The 18,277-nt window shown below is 61.7% G+C and carries 10 protein-coding genes; 8 read left to right on the forward strand and 2 right to left on the reverse strand.

The window, feature by feature from the left end; all coding sequences use genetic code 11:
- Genes IPJ76_15570 through IPJ76_15580 form a run of 3 tightly spaced genes read left to right on the forward strand, consistent with a single transcriptional unit; the run spans window position 1 to window position 10,953 of the window.
- Window positions 1–1,746, forward strand: a complete 1,746-nt coding sequence (locus IPJ76_15570) for a hypothetical protein (GenBank protein QQR86005.1) — start codon at window positions 1–3, stop codon at window positions 1,744–1,746.
- The gene (locus IPJ76_15575; protein ID QQR86006.1) at window positions 1,743–8,828 is read left to right on the forward strand and encodes a hypothetical protein; all 7,086 of its coding nucleotides are present in this window, start codon (window positions 1,743–1,745) and stop codon (window positions 8,826–8,828) included. The genes IPJ76_15570 and IPJ76_15575 overlap by 4 nt, the downstream gene beginning before the upstream one ends.
- Entirely contained in the window at window positions 8,785–10,953 is a 2,169-nt protein-coding gene (locus IPJ76_15580) for a hypothetical protein (GenBank protein QQR86007.1), read from the forward strand. Before IPJ76_15575 ends, IPJ76_15580 begins: the two co-directional genes overlap by 44 nt.
- A gap of 191 nt (window positions 10,954–11,144) precedes the next feature.
- Here IPJ76_15580 and IPJ76_15585 read toward each other — a convergent pair whose 3' ends face one another.
- Window positions 11,145–11,627, reverse strand: a complete 483-nt coding sequence (locus IPJ76_15585; GenBank protein QQR86008.1) for an acyl-CoA thioesterase — start codon at window positions 11,625–11,627, stop codon at window positions 11,145–11,147.
- 54 nt (window positions 11,628–11,681) lie between these two features.
- Between IPJ76_15585 and IPJ76_15590 the strand changes: the two genes are divergently transcribed.
- From IPJ76_15590 to IPJ76_15600, 3 genes are read left to right on the forward strand one after another with little or no spacing between them, the layout of a single operon-like run.
- A complete protein-coding gene (locus tag IPJ76_15590) occupies window positions 11,682–13,088 on the forward strand; it encodes a histidine--tRNA ligase (GenBank protein ID QQR86009.1) in 1,407 nt (468 codons plus the stop codon).
- Between the two features lie 53 nt (window positions 13,089–13,141).
- Window positions 13,142–14,626, forward strand: a complete 1,485-nt coding sequence (gene hutH, locus IPJ76_15595; protein ID QQR86010.1) for a histidine ammonia-lyase — start codon at window positions 13,142–13,144, stop codon at window positions 14,624–14,626.
- 2 nt (window positions 14,627–14,628) lie between these two features.
- Window positions 14,629–15,267, forward strand: a complete 639-nt coding sequence (locus tag IPJ76_15600) for an alpha/beta fold hydrolase (GenBank protein ID QQR86011.1) — start codon at window positions 14,629–14,631, stop codon at window positions 15,265–15,267.
- 14 nt (window positions 15,268–15,281) lie between these two features.
- On the opposite strand, the gene IPJ76_15605 is transcribed toward IPJ76_15600, so the two are convergent.
- A complete protein-coding gene (locus tag IPJ76_15605) occupies window positions 15,282–16,151 on the reverse strand; it encodes an energy transducer TonB (GenBank protein QQR86012.1) in 870 nt (289 codons plus the stop codon).
- Window positions 16,152–16,473: 322 nt separating this feature from the next.
- On the opposite strand from IPJ76_15605, the gene IPJ76_15610 reads away from it, so the two are divergent.
- On the forward strand, window positions 16,474–17,211 hold the full coding sequence (locus IPJ76_15610) for a TerC family protein (GenBank protein QQR86013.1): 738 nt from the start codon (window positions 16,474–16,476) through the stop codon (window positions 17,209–17,211).
- Window positions 17,212–17,262: 51 nt separating this feature from the next.
- Entirely contained in the window at window positions 17,263–18,138 is an 876-nt protein-coding gene (locus tag IPJ76_15615; protein QQR86014.1) for a helix-turn-helix domain-containing protein, read from the forward strand.
- The last annotated feature ends 139 nt before the right edge of the window (window positions 18,139–18,277 follow it).

Below are 18,277 nucleotides of genomic sequence, written 5' to 3' on the forward strand. Positions count from 1 at the left end.
ATGATGCTGAGGATCCGGCTTGGACGCATGGCGAGGCGCACAGCACTGCTGTGCTGCGCTGTTGCTTCTGCTCCTGTGGCAGAGGGACAGGACCTGGAGCAGGTGGGCAAGAAGGGAGGAGTGTCGCTCACGGGCGGGCTAAGTGCCTACACGGCGCTCTACACCACCGACCTGAAAGACGAACGCTTCGCGCCGTTCTCGTGGGGAATCAACGCCCGTATGAACCTGAGCATCTACGGGTTGCAGCTTCCGTTCAGCTTCGTTTTCAGCGAGAAGGAGCGCGACTTCCGGCAGCCGTTCAACCAGTTCGGCATCAGCCCGCGCTACAAGTGGTTCACCGCGCACATCGGGCACCGCAGCATGCAGTTCAGCGAGCTGACCATGAGCGGCCAACGGTTCCTGGGCGGCGGCATCGAACTAACCCCGGGTAAGTTCCGGTGCTCGGCCATGTACGGGCAGCTGCGGCGCGAAGTGTTCGCCGATACCACCACGGCGGTGCTGGAAGAACCCGCCTTCAAGCGCATGGGCATGGCGGCCAAACTCGGCGTGGGTACACAGGCCACCCACGTGGACCTGGTGCTCTTCAGCGCGAAGGACGAGTACAATGAAGTGGCCCTTGCACGCGGCAGCTACGGCGGCGTGCAGCCCGAGGAGAACGTGGTTCTAGGCCTCGGTGCCGCAGTGCAACTGACCAAGAGCCTGCAGTGGCAATTGGACGCCGCGGGCAGCCTGCACAATGTGGGCGTAGCACCGCTAACGCGCGACGGAGCGCAGGGCGACATCGCCAACAACTACGACAGCTTCCTGTTCAACCTGGACACAAGGTCGCGCCGCGGAAGTGCGGTGAAGACCGGCTTGAGCTTCAATGTGCGCGGCACCACCTTCAGCCTGAACTACGACCGCATCGACCCGTTGTTCATGACGCTGGGCAACTACTTCTTCATGCGCGACGTGGAGAACTACCGCGCATCGTTCGGCACCGGTCTCTTCAAGCAGAAGTTGCGCTTCACCGTGTCGCTCGGCTTGCAGACGAACAACCTGGCGCAGTCGCTCGCGGCGCGCACACGGCGCACGATCGGCAGCGCAAGCCTCAGCTTCAACAGTGGGAAGGTGGTCACCACGTCGCTCAACTACAGCAACTTCGAAGCGAACATGCGCAGCGCCTACGAGGCGGCGGGCACCGACACCATCGAACTCCGACAGGTCTCGGACAACATCACGCTGAACAACAACCTGCGCTTCCGGAACACGGACCGGGGTACCACGCGCAGTATGGATGTGGCTGTGGGCTACCAAGGCTTCACCAACGACGGGTACCCGTCACAAGGCACCAGCCGCACCGTCACATGGACCGGAAGCGTCGGCTACCGCGCACAGTTGAAGCAACGCTCCTTCGGTTGGGGCGTGCGCCTCACCACCAGCGTGTTCGAGAATGCAGGCCTTGGGCGCACCAAGTACGGTGCATCCCTCAACGCGCGGAAAGGCTTCAACAAGGACCGCACAGGGGTGAACGGCCGTCTGGCCTTCTTCCTGAACCGCGGTGAGCAGTACGGTGGAAGCACTTCGCTGATCGTCAATGCCGGTCTGGACCAGAAGGTGGGCCGCATCCACACGTTCGGGCTCATGTTCAACTACAACGGGCGCAGCACGAACGAGACGTTCGAGAACAGCCAATACCAGCTGCGCGCGCAGCTCACCTATTCCATGGACCTGAGATCCCGCAAACGCGAAAGCACGAAGCCATGAACCGATCCATCACCACGCTCCAAGGCCATGTTGTGCGCTGCATCGCATCGATCTTTCTGCTCTTTGCCGGTGGTGCGGCATTGGCCCAGCCGATGACGGTGACCACCACGGTGCCGTTGCCGCCACCGCTCACATGGGCCGAGCTGCAGGATGCCGCCGCCGGTGCGACCATCACCATCAACTCCACGCTGCCCAACAATGTGCAGGCCGGTGCTTACGTCGTGCTGCGCTGCCAGGAACGTGGTATCCGCATCAGCAGCAACACCGACTTCACGCCTGCGCAGTGCATCACGGTCGAACCGGGCACAACAGTGCTCACGGTGGAAGAGATCGCCACGCAATTCGAGGGAACCGGAGCGTTCACGGAGAGCGACTTCACCTTCGAAGGGATCAGCTTCAGCGAGATCGAACTGGAGCAGATGCTCCCCGAAGGCTATTGGGAGATCTGCGTGCAGCTCCTCGATTGCACCACCGGGGATCCGTTGAGTGCGCCGATCCCCTCGGGCTGTTCCGGATGGCTGATCGCGCATCCGGCACCGCCGATGTTCACCAACATCTGCGGCACCACGTTCACGCTGCCCGATGGACTGCTCAACATCGCCTGGGTGTACATGCCGCCGCCAGGCATCACGTCCGACATCCGGTACCGCTTGGAGATCGTTCGCATCGACCCCATTGATGGCCGGGAAGGCGACGCCAATGATGCCATGCTCAGCGCCACGGTGCCTGACCTGTTCACGCAGTTCTACGATGAGCAAGTGGCCAACATCGAGATACCGGATGAACTGATGTTGGATGCCGGCTACCGCTATGCGGTCCGCGTCACTGCCGAGCGTGACGATCCGTTCTACGTCGACCCTGTTCTATCGCGAAGCGAGGTATGCTCGTTCCTGTACGCCCCGGAAGGTGTGAGCGGCAATGGTGTGCTGCGACCGGTCTGGCCGCAGAGCAACGACTGGATCCCCTTCGATTTCGTGAACGTGGTGACGCACTTCGAGCCCTTCAACAACGGCTACACGCGCTTCACTTACAACACTACCATGCGCGAGATCGGTGGTGCTTCGCTTCCGGACTATTCCCGCACGCTGAACTGGCCCGATGGTCCGCCCGGTTCGCAGAGCCTTGTCTCGTTCAGCGACATCACCGCCTACGAATCGCAGTTCCTGTCGGTGTTCCATCCGAACGGAGGTATCCCGGACAACAGCTTCCAGCGTGGCCATCGCTATCAATGGCGCGTCAACGGCGATTTCTCGGTTGGTGGTAGTTCTACGGTGCACGGGGACAGCGGCGAAGAACCCTTCGGCATCGGCATGGGGCCCTCGCAGCCGCAGGAACCGGCCGAAGGTGCGATCGTTCCCGCTGGCAACGTGACGCTGCGCTGGGTGACCGCTGTGCCGCCAACGCAGCCGCTTCCACCTTTTGCAGTAGTACAGGCCACCGGCAGTGGCGGCACGACCTTCATCGACGGCTGGCACAAAGAGCACTGGCAGGTGGAGGTAAGCCGTCAGTCGGACTTTTCCACCACTGCCTTCACCACGCACGGTTCGCTCACCGGCCAAACGTGGACGATCAACACGGCCATCGCCGCGCAGGAAGCCTTCGTGAACGACATGTACAAGGAGCTTAGCGCCACGCCCAACTTCACGGAAGAGGGCACCTACTACTGGCGCCTGCATTGGAAGACCAACCCCGACGACATCACCAGTGCCAACTACAACACCAGCGAGGTGTTCACCTTCTGTGTGGGCCGCTGCGATACCACCACCACTGACAGCACCACAACGCCGGTGGACGAACCGCCGCCCGGCGATTGCGTGAGCGTGTGCCTGGCTGATGCCATCACGAACACCACGGCGGTCGGCGGCCTCGACGTGGGCGACATCGTGCGTGTGGGCAAGTTCAACATGACGGTGCTCACCGTGAGCGGTAGCACCACCTTCAATGGCACCGGCAAGATCCCTGTCCGGTTCCTCAACGACGTGAACATCATGGTGGAGTTCAGCGGCCTGCAATGGAACGGCGACGGCCGTATGCTGAAGGGCCGCGTTGAAGCGCGCCACGATTGGAACCCGCCTTCGCTCACCACCATCACCAGCGGGATCACGGAGATACCCAACATGAGCGAAGCCGATGTGGAAACCATGAACGGCCTCATCCAGGACGGTGCCCGACTGGTCAGCATGTTCAACAGCGGAAGCGAGATCGGCATGCCCATCGGCATCGATCGCGAGATCGGCGACCGGCAGGTGACCCTCGGCATCATCAACATGCGTTTCGATTCGTTGAGCGCGAGTCTGGACATGGTGGCGGGCATCGATGTGATGGAGATCCACACCATGCTGTCGTTCGGCATCGGCGATCTGTGTTTCACACCGGACGGTCTGGGTGATGCCGGGCGCGCCTACCTGCCCAACGACGTGCTGGTAACCGGCGACCTGGACACCGAGTTCCGCTTCCGTGGCGGGGCGAGCACTGATGTCTCCAACATCACCTATGTTGATTGGGATTGCCACGGCTTCCAGTGCTTGCAGGTGGCGTGCGCGGTGGAGTTCGACCGTGGTACCGTGCTGCCCGAAGGCGATCATGACGAAGCGGGCACCGACAAGGTGGAGGCGCGGTTCAAGTTCAGTGTATGCCGCGAGGCCGTCCATGGCGGAGCCGTCAACGAGTGGAACGTGATGGCCGCTTTCACGATGGATCCTTTCGAAGTGCCCGGTGCCGAGGATTGGGTCTTCACGGTGGAAGAAGCCTGGCTCGACTGGAGCACTGTTGCCAATCCGGAGGGGATCGACTTCCCGGAGGATTACGACCACCCTGCCATGCTCGAAGGCGCAACGCATGAGCTCTGGAAGGGCTTTTACATGAAGCGGCTTGCCATGAGGACCCCAGAGGTTTGGGGCGATGGCACGGGCGCACCGGTGGGCGCCTCGCTGAACAACTTCATGATCGATGACCAGGCGGAACTCTCGTTCAATTTTGCTCTAGTGAACCTGGTGGCCGTGAACCAGGGCCGCATCGACAGCTGGGCGTTCAGCGTGGACAGCGTGTACATGGACATGCTGCAGAACAACTTCCAGCGCGCAGGGTTGAAAGGCCGCATAGGATTGCCGATCAATGGTGAGCACGACTTCGTGAAGTATGCGGCCATCCTCGGCTACGACGCCGATAGCAGCGAGTTCGCTTTCACACTGGAGGCACAGTTGGAGGACACGCTCACTGCGCCGCTATGGATCGCGGAGATGGAACTGGAACCCAACAGCTACATCCGCGCAACGCTCAGCGAGAACAGCAAGGTGCGGGCGGAGCTGAACGGCAGCATCAGCATCAGCACGGCGCTGAGCAGCGAGCTGGGCATCGACCTCGGCAGCATTCCCAGCATCCGTATGCCCGGCATGCGCTTCGAGGACCTGGTGCTCGACAGCGAGGACGGCATCAGTTGTGGCAACTGCGCCTTCGCCTACGCCAGTCCGCAGAAGGAAGTGGGCGGCTTCCCGCTCAGCATCCGCAACCTCGCCTTGGAGTTCGACGATCCCACGCACCCGGCGCTGGTGGTGGAACCCATGGTGAGCCTCAGCGGTGGTGAGGGCGAAGGCAGTTTCGCGGCGAGCGTTGCGCTCAAGTTCGTCACGGAACTGGAACTGGGCGCCAATGGTGTGGAGCGCTTCGACTTCCGTGATGTGCTCTTCACCGGCATGCACCTCGATGTGGACGTGAGCGCCATGCGTCTCGTGGGTGACCTGCGCATCACGAAGACCGCGACGAAAGAAGAAGTGAAGGGTGCTCTTACCGTGGGCTTCCCCATGGGCATCCGTGGCGACCTGCAGGCCATCTTCGGAACGATCAAGAACAACACGAGCGTCCCCATCAACAGCAGTGCACAGCACTACAGCTACTGGATGGTGGACGGCATGCTCTACTTCAACCCGGGCCTGATGATCATGACCGGTGTAGGCATCTACGGTTTCGGCGGCGGCGCCTACCACCACATGCGCTTCATCGATGGTTCGTTGCCTACCAACGAACGGTTGCAAAGCATGGCGCCAGCAACGCCACCCGGCGAGATACCCCCGGCCAACACCAATGCCGGTGATGATCCGCCCGACAACTTCACCAGCGGACTCACGGCCGATGCCAGCGATGTTGGCAGTGGCCCTGCGCCGAGCGGCGGCCGGTATGAGGAGGATTTCAACACCTTCCTCGGTATCCGCTTGGGCTTGGTCTTCGGCACCTATCCCAACCCCAAGGGCTGCAACATGGACCTGACCCTGCGTGCGGAGTTCGCACGGACGGGTGGTCTGAGTTCGTTCATCGTGCGTGGCGACATCTACGGCCTGGTCGATATTCCCGAACGTGACGAGGCGCGCATCACCGGCACCATCCTCTTCAGCTACGCCAACCGCGAAGGCAACGAGGTGATACACGCGAACCTGGCCGTGATGCTCGACTTCGTGGTAGCACGCGGTGCCGGTGCGGGCAATAAGCTGGTGGATGCCAATTTCCACACGGAAAGCCAGAGCGGCAAGTGGTACTTCATCATGGGCACGCCGGACAATCCCGGAGGCATCGTTATCGGCCCACCCGGTGGCGCGCCCATCCTGAGCATCACCAACTACATCATGACGGGCAACGACAGCATCCCCTTCGAGTTGCCCGATCCACCGGCCCGCATCATGGAGATCCTCGGCCTCAACGATCCGTCGCGTGGGCTAGGCACCGAAGCGGAAACGGCCGCAGCGATCGGCGGCGAACGCGACATGGGACCGTTGGAGAACGGTGCGGGCTTCGCCTTCGGTGCTGGCTTCTCGTTGGACATGGACATCAATCTGGCCGTGCTCTACGCCCAGTTCGGTATGTGCATCGGCTTCGATCTGCTCTTGAGCGAGATCCCCGAGAGCATGGTGTGCGCCGAGACAGGTCGCCGTCCCGGTGACAACGGCTGGTATGCACAAGGGCAGTTCTACGCGGGCTTGTGGGGCGAACTGGGCGTGCAGCTCGATCTGCTTTTCATGCGGTTCCGCGCACCGATCCTTAGCATGAGCGCGGCCATGTTGCTGCGCGGCAACTTCCCCAACCCGAGCGGTTTCCGGGGCGATGCGGCAGTGCATTTCAGCGTGCTGAACGGCGCCATCACCGGCGATGCCAGTTTCCATGTGGAGGATGGCCAGCAATGCACGCTCATGGCGGCCGGGGACCCGCTGGCAGACTTCCAGTTCATCAAGGACCTCGGGCCGAAGGGCAACAACGTGAGCATCTTCGACATGCCAACGGCGAGCTACAATTTGCCGGTACTGGAGGTGCTTGAAGTACCGAAATTGATCAGGCCCGATGGCACTGTGGAGCTTTACCGCTTCCATCCGTACGTGAGCACCTTCACGCTCCACGAAGTGAACGGCAATGTGAACGTGCCGGGCAGCAACCGCTTCCAGGATGATCGTGGAACCAGCAGCTACCTGAGCCGCACCGATGTGTTGAAGGCGCACACCGACTACCGCGCGCGCGTCGAGGTGAAGGTGCGCGAGGAATACGCGCCGTACCAGTTGCGCGATTTCATTCCCAACGGATCAACGAGCGTGTGGCGCGAAGAGCGCTCGCAGAACTTCCGCACCGGCGCGGCGCCGGACAACATCCCGGAGAGCAATGTTGACTATACCTACCCGGTGAACCGCCAGCGCTATTTCCTGCAACAGGAGTCGAACAACAAAGGGCGCGTGCGGCTCACGCTGGGCATGCCGTACTTGTTCGCACCGACGGTGGAGGGCCGCTCGTACACCTATATCGCCAAGTTCATACCGCTCGGTGGCGGCCCTTCGCAGGAAACGCCTATCACGTACAGCGGTGGCATCGATATTCCGCTCACCGCGCCTACGCTCGACCCGCAGCGCATCTACGTTGTGCAGTTGCTGCGGAGACAGGTCGCGACTGCCGGTGGTGCGCCCATGATCGGTGGAGGCATCGCCGGCGCTGCGGGCGTTGGTGGGGTTGCTGCCGTCGGCGCGGCTTACGCGGCGCAGATCAGCGCCCCGCTTTCGCAGTCCTTCATTGCGGCCAACGGCGATGTGACGCAGCTCAACCTCACGGGCGGCAACGTCACGCGGGCCACCTCGCTCGCCGCCAACGACCACTTGCTCTACACGTTCCGGTTCCGCACGAGCAAGTTCAATACGCTGGTGGAGAAGTTCGCTGCGTTGGACCTGGACGGCCGCACACCGGCGCGCTACGACGACTGGCGCAACGCCGATGCGCGCGGTGCGGCGGAAGAGTACTTCGATGAGGCCGACATCCATGGTGTGTGGAAGAGCGGACTGCAGAAGCTCGCGCCCTTGGTGCGCTTCGCACCGGATTGGAACGACAGCTACTTCCGCTACATCGAGGATGCCATGTACGATCAGTTCGGGCAGTACCGCGCGCAACGCACGTACACCTTCCCCGGGAACACGGTGAGCCTGCCCGCATTCCCCACGGCGCATTGGCTGCTGTGGCACAGCAGGCCCGAGCCCGTGGTGAGCTACAATGGCGTGGTAGTAGGCCCGATCACCAACAACGAGAGCGAGATCGCGGCGTCCCCTGAACCGGTGCTCGATGTGAATATCGCAGGAATGGCTGCGGGGGCCATCGGTTCGCTTCCCGGTGGCGGTTTGCTCGGTGGATTGACCGGCGCTTTCGTCGGAACAGGGGCCGGGTCATCCACGAGCCCATGGCACAGCTTCGGGTTCCTGTACCGCGCTGGCAAGTACGCTTCGGAAGACCAGAGCACGATCCGTCTTGCGGCCATGAACGCGCTGAACACTGCCGGCTCCAGCGGCAACAACCTGAACAACTTGTTGCAACTGCACGGTCCGCAGTTGAACCGCAACAACATGCGGCACAACGCCTACCAGTACTACACGGCCATGCACCTGCTGCACACGGGCAACCTGCCAACACCAACGCAGGAATTCCCGATCTACTACAACGCCACATACCACATCAAGATGCACTTCCGCTCGCCCATCCCCGCGTCGCGGAACACCACCTCGATCAAACCCTTCACCCTGCACTATGAGGAGCCTCCTGTTTACAACGACGGCACTGTGCTGTACTAGCCTGGTCGCCCAATCGCAGCTCTCGTCGGCCGACTCGCTGGCGTTGCTGCGTGAGGATTCGATCTACCGCGCCGAGCGTGGCAAGTTCTATGCGCACATCGTGGTGAAGGCCCACTACGACGGCAAGGTGGTGCGCCTGCGCTGGGCGCCCGACGCCCCCGGCGGATGGCTCAATGCCAATCAGCTCGGTTATGTGGTGGAACGCGCCGATCTGGGAGCTGTGAACGATACCACTACCCGCGAGGCGAACGCATTCGTCAGCATCACGCCTTCCCGGCTCACACCGCTGGGCCAGCAAGGCTGGAAGGACCTGCACACGCGCATGCCGGATGATCTGTACGTGATGGTGGCGGGCGAGATGATCCACACGGCGCTGCTCCCGGCCAACATGGGTTTCGGGAAGGACATCCAGGCGGCCAGTGCACGATTGAAGGAGCGCTATGGTTTCGCACTGCTTGCTGCTGACCTGTCGTGGCCTGCTGCGCAAGCGAGCGGGCTGGCTTACACCGACGAGAACGTGGTGCCCGGCCATCAATACCTCTATCGGGTGAAGGTGGCCACAACGAACGCGGCGTATCCCATCGGTGATGGTGCGGTGGCCGTGAGCACCGAAAAGGCCGAGGTCATCAAGCAGCCCATCATCACGCGCGTGAACGAACAAGACAGCTTGATGATGGTGAGCTGGCCGCGCGCTGCGCACGAAGCGTACTTCACGGCCTACGATGTGGAGCGCAGTGCGGACGGCGGTGGAACTTGGAAGAAGGTGAACCCCCAGCCCTTCGTGAGCTTCACCAACCCCGACCTGCCCAGCACCCAGGACGCGATCGTGTACACCGATACCGTTGATGCGTCGAAGCGCGCCTACAGCTACCGCATCATCGGGCTTACGGCGTTCGGTACGCGCAGCGCACCGAGCAAGTCCGTGCAGGCCGCGTGGCGTGATCGCACGCCGCCGCCTTCACCCACCAATGTGCGCGCAACCGAGAAGAAAGGGGCCATCGAGATCACATGGGACTACCCGGCAGGCGTGAAGGACCTCAAGGGTTTCCACGTTTCGCGTGGGACCAGCGTGGCCAGCGATGACAAGTCGCTCAACGAACAACTCTTGCCGCCGAACGCGCGCAGCTTCACGGACAAGTCGCCCGAAACGCTCAAGCACAACTACTACCTCGTCATCGCGGTGGATACGGCCAACAACCCCGGCCTGAGCATGAGCGCCATGGGCAGCGTGGTGGATACCGTTCCCCCTGTGCGCCCAACAGGCTTGGAGGGAAGCGTGGACACCAACGGCGTAGTGACGTTGAAGTGGCGCTTGGGCAAGGAGCCTGACCTGTACGGTTACCACGTCTTCTGGCAGAACCAGCGCGACCACGTGGAGAGCCGCCTCACCGGAACCGCCGTGCGCGACACGGTGTACACCGACACCATCAGCATGCGCACCCTCACCGAGAAGGTGTACTACAAAGTGATGGCCGTTGACCTGAACCGCAATGGCAGTCCGCACAGCGAACTCATCGAACTGAAGCGTCCGGACCGCCGACCACCTACCGAGCCGGTCTTCAAGGACTATCGCGTGAGCGACGAAGGCATCTGGCTCCGTTGGGCACCCAGCAGCAGCGACGACGTAGTGAGGCATTGCCTTTTACGTCGGGCCGTGGGTGAAGCCAAATGGGACACCATCGCGCGCGCGCCCATCACGGAGAAGAAATTCGAGCACATGGACAAGGACGGCGGCAAACCCGCCTACTACGAGTATGCCGTGGTGGCTTTCGACGATGCCGGATGGAGCACCTTCAGCCAGCAGCGGCCCAAGCTGCGGTTGAACACGAAGGAGAAGTTGCCCAAGGTGGAAATGTTGGAAGCAGAAGCGTTCGCTGACAAGAAGTACGTGCAGCTCAGCTGGGACTATGCACCGCGCGAAGGCGTGAAGTTCATCATCTACAAAAGCACCAACGGCGGCAAGTGGCAGCAGTTCGAATTGTTGCCCGGCACGGCACGCGGGCATAAGGACCGTTTGGCAAAACCGGGGCAGGAGATCGGCTACTTCATTCAAGTGGTGACCACCGGTGGTCGCGACAGCGACTATTCACCAAAGGCAAGGGTGAAGATGCCGGCCCAGAAATGAGGCACCGGACCCGTACACAACGCCGCAACGTTGGGAGCCCGGAAGACAACGATCCACGCCCGACCCGCGTAGTATTGGTGCGAAGCCGCAAGGGGACAGTCGGCCTCGGCAAGTGAAGCAGTCCCGGTGACGTGCCGGGACGGTTCTGGTCGGCGGGCCGCTCCTTCCAAGAGGGGGCGGCCCGTTGTTTTTCAGCCTTTCAAAGCTGCGAGGCGTTCCTCGAAACGCTGCTCCGTCACGGGCGCGTGCACGCGGTTGAACAAGGCGATGTAGTCCGCGCTGTGCTCCACGGAGGCGTTCTTCCGGATGTCGTAGTGCACGAAACCCATCCAGCAGAACGCCTTCAGCTCTTTGCCGTCAGCGCTCCACATGCGCATCTCCACCTGCACATGCTTGCGGCCGTGCGCGATGAGCTGCGTTTCCACCAGCACCTTCTCCATGAGGAAGGCCGGGCGCAGGTAGGCGATCTGGCTGGTGCTCACCACCCAGCTCAAGCCGGTTTCGCGTGCCACACGGTAAATGTCCAGCCCGTAGTGGTCCAGCAGATGGTCCTCGCGGGCGTTGAGGAAGTAGTCCACGTAACGGCCGTTGTTCAAGTGGTTGAACGGGTCGCAGTCCTGGAACCGGACCGTAATGATGCTGCTGGGCGTGGGGGAGAAGTCGGGACTGGTCATGGGGCGAAGATGCTCACGACGGCTGGCATGGCCCCGGCTACTTTCGCGGCCGCAATGGCAAACAAGCCTTCAACGCCCAAGGGCACACGCGATTTCGGACCGCAGGAGATGCTGCGGCGCAAGTACATCTTCAGCATCATCGAGAAGGTCTTCCAGAAGTACGGTTTCCTGCCGCTGGAAACCCCCGCCATGGAGAACCTGGAGACCCTCACCGGCAAGTACGGCGAGGAGGGAGATCGGTTGATCTTCAAGATCCTGAACAGCGGCGATGCGTGGAAGGAGGTATCGCCGGAGGTGAAAGAGAAGCTGGCGCAAGGGGAGGATGTGCATCCGGGAAAGTTGGCAACACAGCTCAGCGAGAAAGCCCTCCGCTACGACCTTACGGTTCCGTTCGCGCGCTATGTGGTGCAGCACCAAAGCGAATTGGCCTTCCCCTTCAAGCGTTATCAGATCCAAACCGTGTGGCGCGCCGACCGCCCTCAGAAGGGCCGCTACCGCGAGTTCTACCAGTGCGATGCCGATATGATCGGCAGCAAGAGCCTGCTGAACGAGGTGGACCTGTTGCTGATCATTTCAGAGGTGTTCTTCCTCCTCGGACTCAATGTCGAAGTGAAGGTCAACAATCGCAAGGTGCTTTCCGGCCTGGCGGAGTTGTTCGGTGTCAAGGATCGCCTTGTTGAATTCGTTGTCTGTTTGGACAAGTACGACAAGGGGGGGGCGCCAACTGTGATGGCTGAACTTGCGAGAAAGGACTTTACAGCGTCGGTCATGGATCGAACGATGGTTTTCCTTGAAGCCATGGAGAAGGGTGGGATTGACTCGCGCTTGAGTCTGAGGAAGCAATTCGCTGATGCTTCAGTTGATGTGGGTTTGCTTGGCTTGGATGAGGTGGATGCAATGATGAACGGGCTAACTCATGGGCTGAACGCCGGAAGGACTATGCCTTTTGCCTTTACCCATGACCTTTCCCTCGCCCGCGGCCTCGACTACTACACCGGTGCCATCTTCGAGGTGAAAGCCTTGGAGGGAACCTTGCAGAGCAGCATCTGCGGTGGTGGACGTTACGATGATCTCACGGGCGTGTTCGGCCTGAAGGGCATGAGCGGCGTGGGGATCAGCTTCGGAGCGGACAGGATCTACGATGTGCTGCTGGAGACCGGCAAGTTCCCGGCGGACCTCGGCGCCAGCACGCGCGTGCTCTTCGCCAACTTCGGCGACAACGAAGCCATGCACTGCCTCAAGCTGCTGCGACAGGTCAGGGAAGCGGGCATCAGCGCCGAGCTGTACCCCGATGCCGTGAAGATGGCCAAGCAGTTCAAGTACGCCGACGACAAGAGCATCCCCTTCGTGGCCATCATCGGCGAGAACGAGATGAAGCAGGGCATCGTCACCGTGAAGGACATGAAGACCGGTGAACAGAAAGCCGTGAAGCAGGAAGATCTACTGGCCCTGCTCGCATGATCGTTCAACGCACCCGTACCGTCGACCCACTGGGTCGACACCTCTGAGATCCCATGGCAACCCCTTATCAGATCACCACCCGCGGCATCACCATCGCTGAACTCGACGCCATCGTGCGCGAGCGCCGGCACATCGCCCTTGCTCTCGATGCGCAAGCCGCAGTGGAGAAGAGCCATCGCTGGCTCAGCGACAAGCTGGCCAGCAGCAACGATGCCATCTACGGCGTGAACACGGGCTTCGGCGCGCTGGCCGACACGCGCATCGACAAGAACGACCTGAGCCAGCTGCAGAAGAACCTGGTGATGAGCCATGCGTGCGGCAGCGGCGCACCCGTGTGCGCCGATCGCGTGCGGGCCATGCTGGTGCTGAAGGTGCAGAACATGGCCTTCGGGCACAGCGGTGTTGCGCCTGCCACCGTTCAGCGCTACATCGACATGCATAACATGGGCGTACTGCCGGTGGTATACGAGCGCGGTTCGCTCGGCGCCTCGGGCGACTTGGCCCCATTGGCCCATCTCGCACTGCCCCTGCTCGGCCTGGGCGAAGTGGTGAGCGGCGGCAAACGCATGGCGGCCTCCACGGCCATCGGCATCATGGGCTGGGAGCCGTTGACGCTCGGCCCGAAGGAAGGCCTGGCGTTGCTGAACGGCACGCAGTTCATGAGCGCGCATCTGGCGCTGATCCTCGCTCGCGCGCAACGCCTCGCTGACCGCGCCGACAACATTGCCGCGCTGTCGCTCGATGCCTTCGACGGACGTACGGAGCCCTTCCACAGCAGCGTGCACGAGGTGCGGCGCCACCCCGGTCAGATCGCGGTGGCTGCGCACATGCGGCAGATCCTGGCGGGCAGCGCCATTGCCGCTCAGGCGAAGAAGCACGTTCAGGACCCGTACAGCTTCCGCTGCATTCCGCAGGTGCATGGCGCCAGTCGTGACGCCATCGCGTTCGTTGAACAGATCACGGAACGTGAACTCGCTGCGGTCACCGACAACCCCACGGTGTTCCCCGACGAGAACCTGATCATCAGTGCGGGCAACTTCCACGGACAACCCGTGGCCCTCGCGCTCGATTTCCTCAGCATTGCGCTGGCCGAGTTGGGCAGCATCAGCGAGCGCCGCACCTACAAGCTGATCAGTGGGCAGCGCGGTCTACCGGCCTTCCTCGTGGCGAAGCCCGGCCTCAACAGCGGCTTCATGATCCCGCAGTACACTGCTGCATCACTGGTGAGCGCGAACAAGGCGCGGTGCATGCCCAACAGCGTCGATACGATCGACAGCAGCAACGGACAGGAGGACCATGTGAGCATGGGTGCCGCCGCCGCCATCAAGTGCTGGGATGTGCTGCATGATGTGGAACGCATCCTGGCCATCGAACTCATGAACGCCGCACAAGCGCTCGACTTCCGCCGTCCGCTGCGCAGTTCGCAAGCCTTGGAGGAACTGCATGCGAGTTTCCGCAAAGTTGTGCCCTACGTCGAGAACGATGTGGTGATGCACGACCTGATGGAAAGCTCGACGGCCTTCGTGCGCGCGGTGTGACGATGAAGGTCTATCTGCTGCCGGGCATCGCCACGGATCACCACCTCTTCGATCGTCTCGACCTCAGCGGTCTGGATGTGATGAAGCTCGACTGGCCAAGGTTCCGGCGCGGGACAACGTTGGAGGAGATCGCCAAGGACATGGCTCCGCAAGTGGACCGCGATGAGCCGCACATCCTGGTTGGTGTGAGCATGGGCGGTATGGTGGCGCAGGAACTCGCGCTCATCACCAACCCGGTGAAGGTCATTCTCATCAGCACATGGACCGGCCCGCAGGAGTGGCCGCGCTTCGTGCGTTTCGGTGCTGCCATCGGTGTGCAGCGGGCCATCACCGCTGCGAGCATGAAGGCCAGTTGGCCGGTGAAGCGGTTCCTCACCGGCCAGGACGGGCGCACGGCACAGTTGCTGCGCGACATGGCCTTGCGCGAAGGCCCGGAGCAGATCAGGCGGGGGCTTTCTGCCATCTTCCGCTGGCCCGGTTCACGATGGAAGGGCCCGGTGGTCCGTATCCACGGCGACAAGGACCGCCTGATGCCCATCCAGCAGCTCAAGCCCGACCACGTGGTGCGCGGTGGAGCGCACGCCATGGTGTACTGCCATGCGAACGCCGTGAGCGCGGCCTTGCGGGCCGCGCTCACGTGACTTGCGGTGGAGTTCTATCTAGGCTCGAGCTCGAACGTGAACTTTTGTTGGTAGAGAACCGGCACCGGTTCATCATCAATGATGCCCGGCTTCCACTTGGGCATTCGCTTGACCGCCCGTACCGCCTCGGCGTCGAGTTCTTTCGTAACTCCTTTCGCCACACGTATGCCTACTACGCTACCGTCCTTGTCCACAACGAATTCCACCCAGACCGTACCATGGTGTTCCAGCAGTTGGCTGAGCTCAGGGTAAACCAATGTTCGATCCAGGAATTTCTTGAGACCGGCCTCGCCTCCTGGGAATTCAGGTTCCTTGTCAAGTTCCCAAATGCGCTTGTACCGCGGTCCTTCTGCTGAACCTGTGACGCCTGTGCCGCCGCCGTTAGGTACGAACGGCGCGGTACCTCCCACGCTATCCGCAGGCACTCCGGCGCCTGGACCGGACGCCAGTGAGTTGGTATCGGTACGCTCCGCCGGCAATGAATCAACAGCTACCACTGCGACATCGGGAGACGCGCCACCCGATGGTGGGACAGGAGCAGTGGGTGGTGGGGGCGTTGGTGGAACAACTCCTGTGGGCGGATCAACAGGCGGGAGCACTACCTCCACACCTTTCGAGTTGATTGGCGGGACAAAGGAGTAGGTGGTAGTTCCGAGCATGCTGGGGAGCACGGTCGCTGCGCCGATCACACCGAAGCCGAATACCATGGCCAGCACCATCACCCGGTGGTGCTCCTGCCGGATGCGATACGCTCCGTACTCGTGGTTGCGCCCGGCGAAAACCACCTCATTGCGGTCGGTGCTGAGCACGTTGCTCCAGCTGAAGTCGGCCAGCAGCAGGGAGCAGAACAGGATGATGAGAAAGAGGATCAGCGCGGTTGTCATGGCTTCCGGGGTTTGGAGCCATGAACGCACGAGCGGGGCCGTTCGACATGTGGCCGAGGGCGTGCTTCAGGAACGGTAGCGAAGAGGGAAGGAGCGGACAGGGACCAGCCCGGTTCAGAGCGTGAGCCCGAGCGAAAGCAGGGCTACGGCGAGCAGAAGGGAGAGCCGAAGGGCCAGGTTGATGAGCTTGTTGCGACCGGGTTGATGCAGGGTGGTTGCAGGGGAGCGCATGGCAGAGATCAGGGGCGTCTGCATCCAAGACGGGGGCCGCCGGGAAGGGTTGCGTCCATGTGGTCCGGTGCGGCGCTGCATCTTCGCCGCCATGGAACACTTGCTCACGCTCGACGCCCTCATCAGCCTGCTCACGCTCACCACGTTGGAGATCGTGCTGGGTATCGATAACGTCATCTTCGTTTCCATCATCCTGGGGCGCATTCCGGAGGAGAAACGGTTGCGCGCTCGTCGCCTGTGGATGGTGCTCGGCATATTGATGCGCAGCGCGTTGCTTCTCGGCCTGGGTTGGCTGGTGAAGAACGGCGAGGAAGAGCTTTTCAAGGTCTTTGGCTACGGCTTCAACCTGCACAATTGCATCATGTTCTTCGGCGGTCTTTTCCTGCTCTACAAAGCGGTGAAAGAGATCCACCACAAGCTGGAAGGCGGTCATGAGGAAGCCAAGCCCGCCAGTGCCAGCAAGGGTTTCGCCGCGCTCATCCTGCAGATCGTCCTCATCGATGCCGTGTTCAGCTTCGACAGCATCGTAACGGCCATTGGCCTGGCCGACCACATCGAGGTGATGATCATCGCCGTGATCATTGCCATGGTGGTGATGTTCTTCTTCGCCAATGCGATCAGCGGCTTCATCGAGAAGCACCCGGCCTTGAAGATGCTTGCGCTCAGCTTCTTGGTCATGGTGGGCTTCATGCTCTTCTTCGAAGGGCTGCATCCCGTGCACCACAGCGAGATCCCCAAGGGGTATGCGTACGTGGCCATGGCCTTCAGCTTCGGTGTGGAGCTGTTGAACATGAAGGCGCGCAAGCGGGTGGTGAAGCTGAACCCCTGACCTGTCCGGGCCGGTTCCTGGATCCCCATGGCTTTTGGATCAACTTGCGGCATGGCCCAGCAGGAGCACGAGAACATCCCGGTCCATCACCTGGAAGGCCATGGTCATCGCACGGTGACCTTCGAACGCATCGTGCCCATGCCGGAGGAAGTGCGCAACAGCGTGCACCGCCACGACCACTACGAGATCTTCGTGTTCGCCAAGGGAACCGGCACGCACATGATCGACCTGAAGCTTTATCCGTTCGTAGGCCCCTGCATGCATGTAGTGGAAGCGGGCCAGGTACACCATTTGGTGCGCAGTGCGGATACGGTCGGGTTCGTGATCCTGTTCGAGCCTGCTGCGGTGGCCGATACCCAGCGGTTCAAGGACATGCGCCGCCTGTACGATGCCATGGGCGATCACCCCACCGCACCCCTGTCCGTGGAGCGGCTGAAGATCATGTGTGACCTGGCCGATGCCATCGAACGCGAACTCGAAGCGCAGGAGGAGGGCTACGATCGGGTGCTGGAGAACTACCTCGGTATCGCCTTGACCAAATGCGGACAATGGACCGCGAGGTTGGATCGATCGGGGACCAGGGATCCGTTCGATATCGTGGGGAAATTCAAGCAGCTGGTGGAGAAGCAGTTCAAGGAACTGAAGCAGGTGAGCGACTATGCCGACCAACTGAGCGTAACACCCGGCTACTTGAACGAGAAGGTGAAGGAGCGATTGGGAACGAATGCGAGCGGCTACATTCAGGCACGTTCCATGTTGGAGGCGAAACGGCTGTTATTGCATAGCGGTATGAGCGTCAAGGAAGCGGGCTTCGCATTGGGCATGCAGGACCCTGCGTATTTCACGCGGTGGTTCAAGAAGAACGAGGGCCTGACGCCAGCGGACTACCGAGCGCGCGTGCGCACCGAGTTCCCGGAAGTGGATTGATCCCAGCGGCCGACCGCGATTTGTCCTGTTCGAACCACGGTTTGTCCATTGAGGAGGGGTGGGGCGGAAGGGAGTTTTGCCCCGTGAACCATCCGTCCGATCCGTCCCGCGCCACATCGTTCAGCTTGCTGGCGGCAGT

Source organism: Flavobacteriales bacterium, assembly GCA_016699575.1.
Taxonomy (GTDB): Bacteria; Bacteroidota; Bacteroidia; order Flavobacteriales_F; family PHOS-HE28; genus PHOS-HE28.

Excerpts from the sequence above, each read along its gene's own strand:
- IPJ76_15570 (QQR86005.1), top strand. The coding sequence starts at position 1 with ATGATGCTGAGGATCCGGCTTGGACGCATGGCGAGGCGCACAGCACTG.
- IPJ76_15575 (QQR86006.1), top strand. The coding sequence starts at position 1,743 with ATGAACCGATCCATCACCACGCTCCAAGGCCATGTTGTGCGCTGCATC.
- IPJ76_15580 (QQR86007.1), top strand. The coding sequence starts at position 8,785 with ATGAGGAGCCTCCTGTTTACAACGACGGCACTGTGCTGTACTAGCCTG.
- IPJ76_15585 (QQR86008.1), bottom strand. The coding sequence starts at position 11,627 with ATGACCAGTCCCGACTTCTCCCCCACGCCCAGCAGCATCATTACGGTC.
- IPJ76_15590 (QQR86009.1), top strand. The coding sequence starts at position 11,682 with ATGGCAAACAAGCCTTCAACGCCCAAGGGCACACGCGATTTCGGACCG.
- hutH (QQR86010.1), top strand. The coding sequence starts at position 13,142 with ATGGCAACCCCTTATCAGATCACCACCCGCGGCATCACCATCGCTGAA.
- IPJ76_15600 (QQR86011.1), top strand. The coding sequence starts at position 14,629 with ATGAAGGTCTATCTGCTGCCGGGCATCGCCACGGATCACCACCTCTTC.
- IPJ76_15605 (QQR86012.1), bottom strand. The coding sequence starts at position 16,151 with ATGACAACCGCGCTGATCCTCTTTCTCATCATCCTGTTCTGCTCCCTG.
- IPJ76_15610 (QQR86013.1), top strand. The coding sequence starts at position 16,474 with ATGGAACACTTGCTCACGCTCGACGCCCTCATCAGCCTGCTCACGCTC.
- IPJ76_15615 (QQR86014.1), top strand. The coding sequence starts at position 17,263 with ATGGCCCAGCAGGAGCACGAGAACATCCCGGTCCATCACCTGGAAGGC.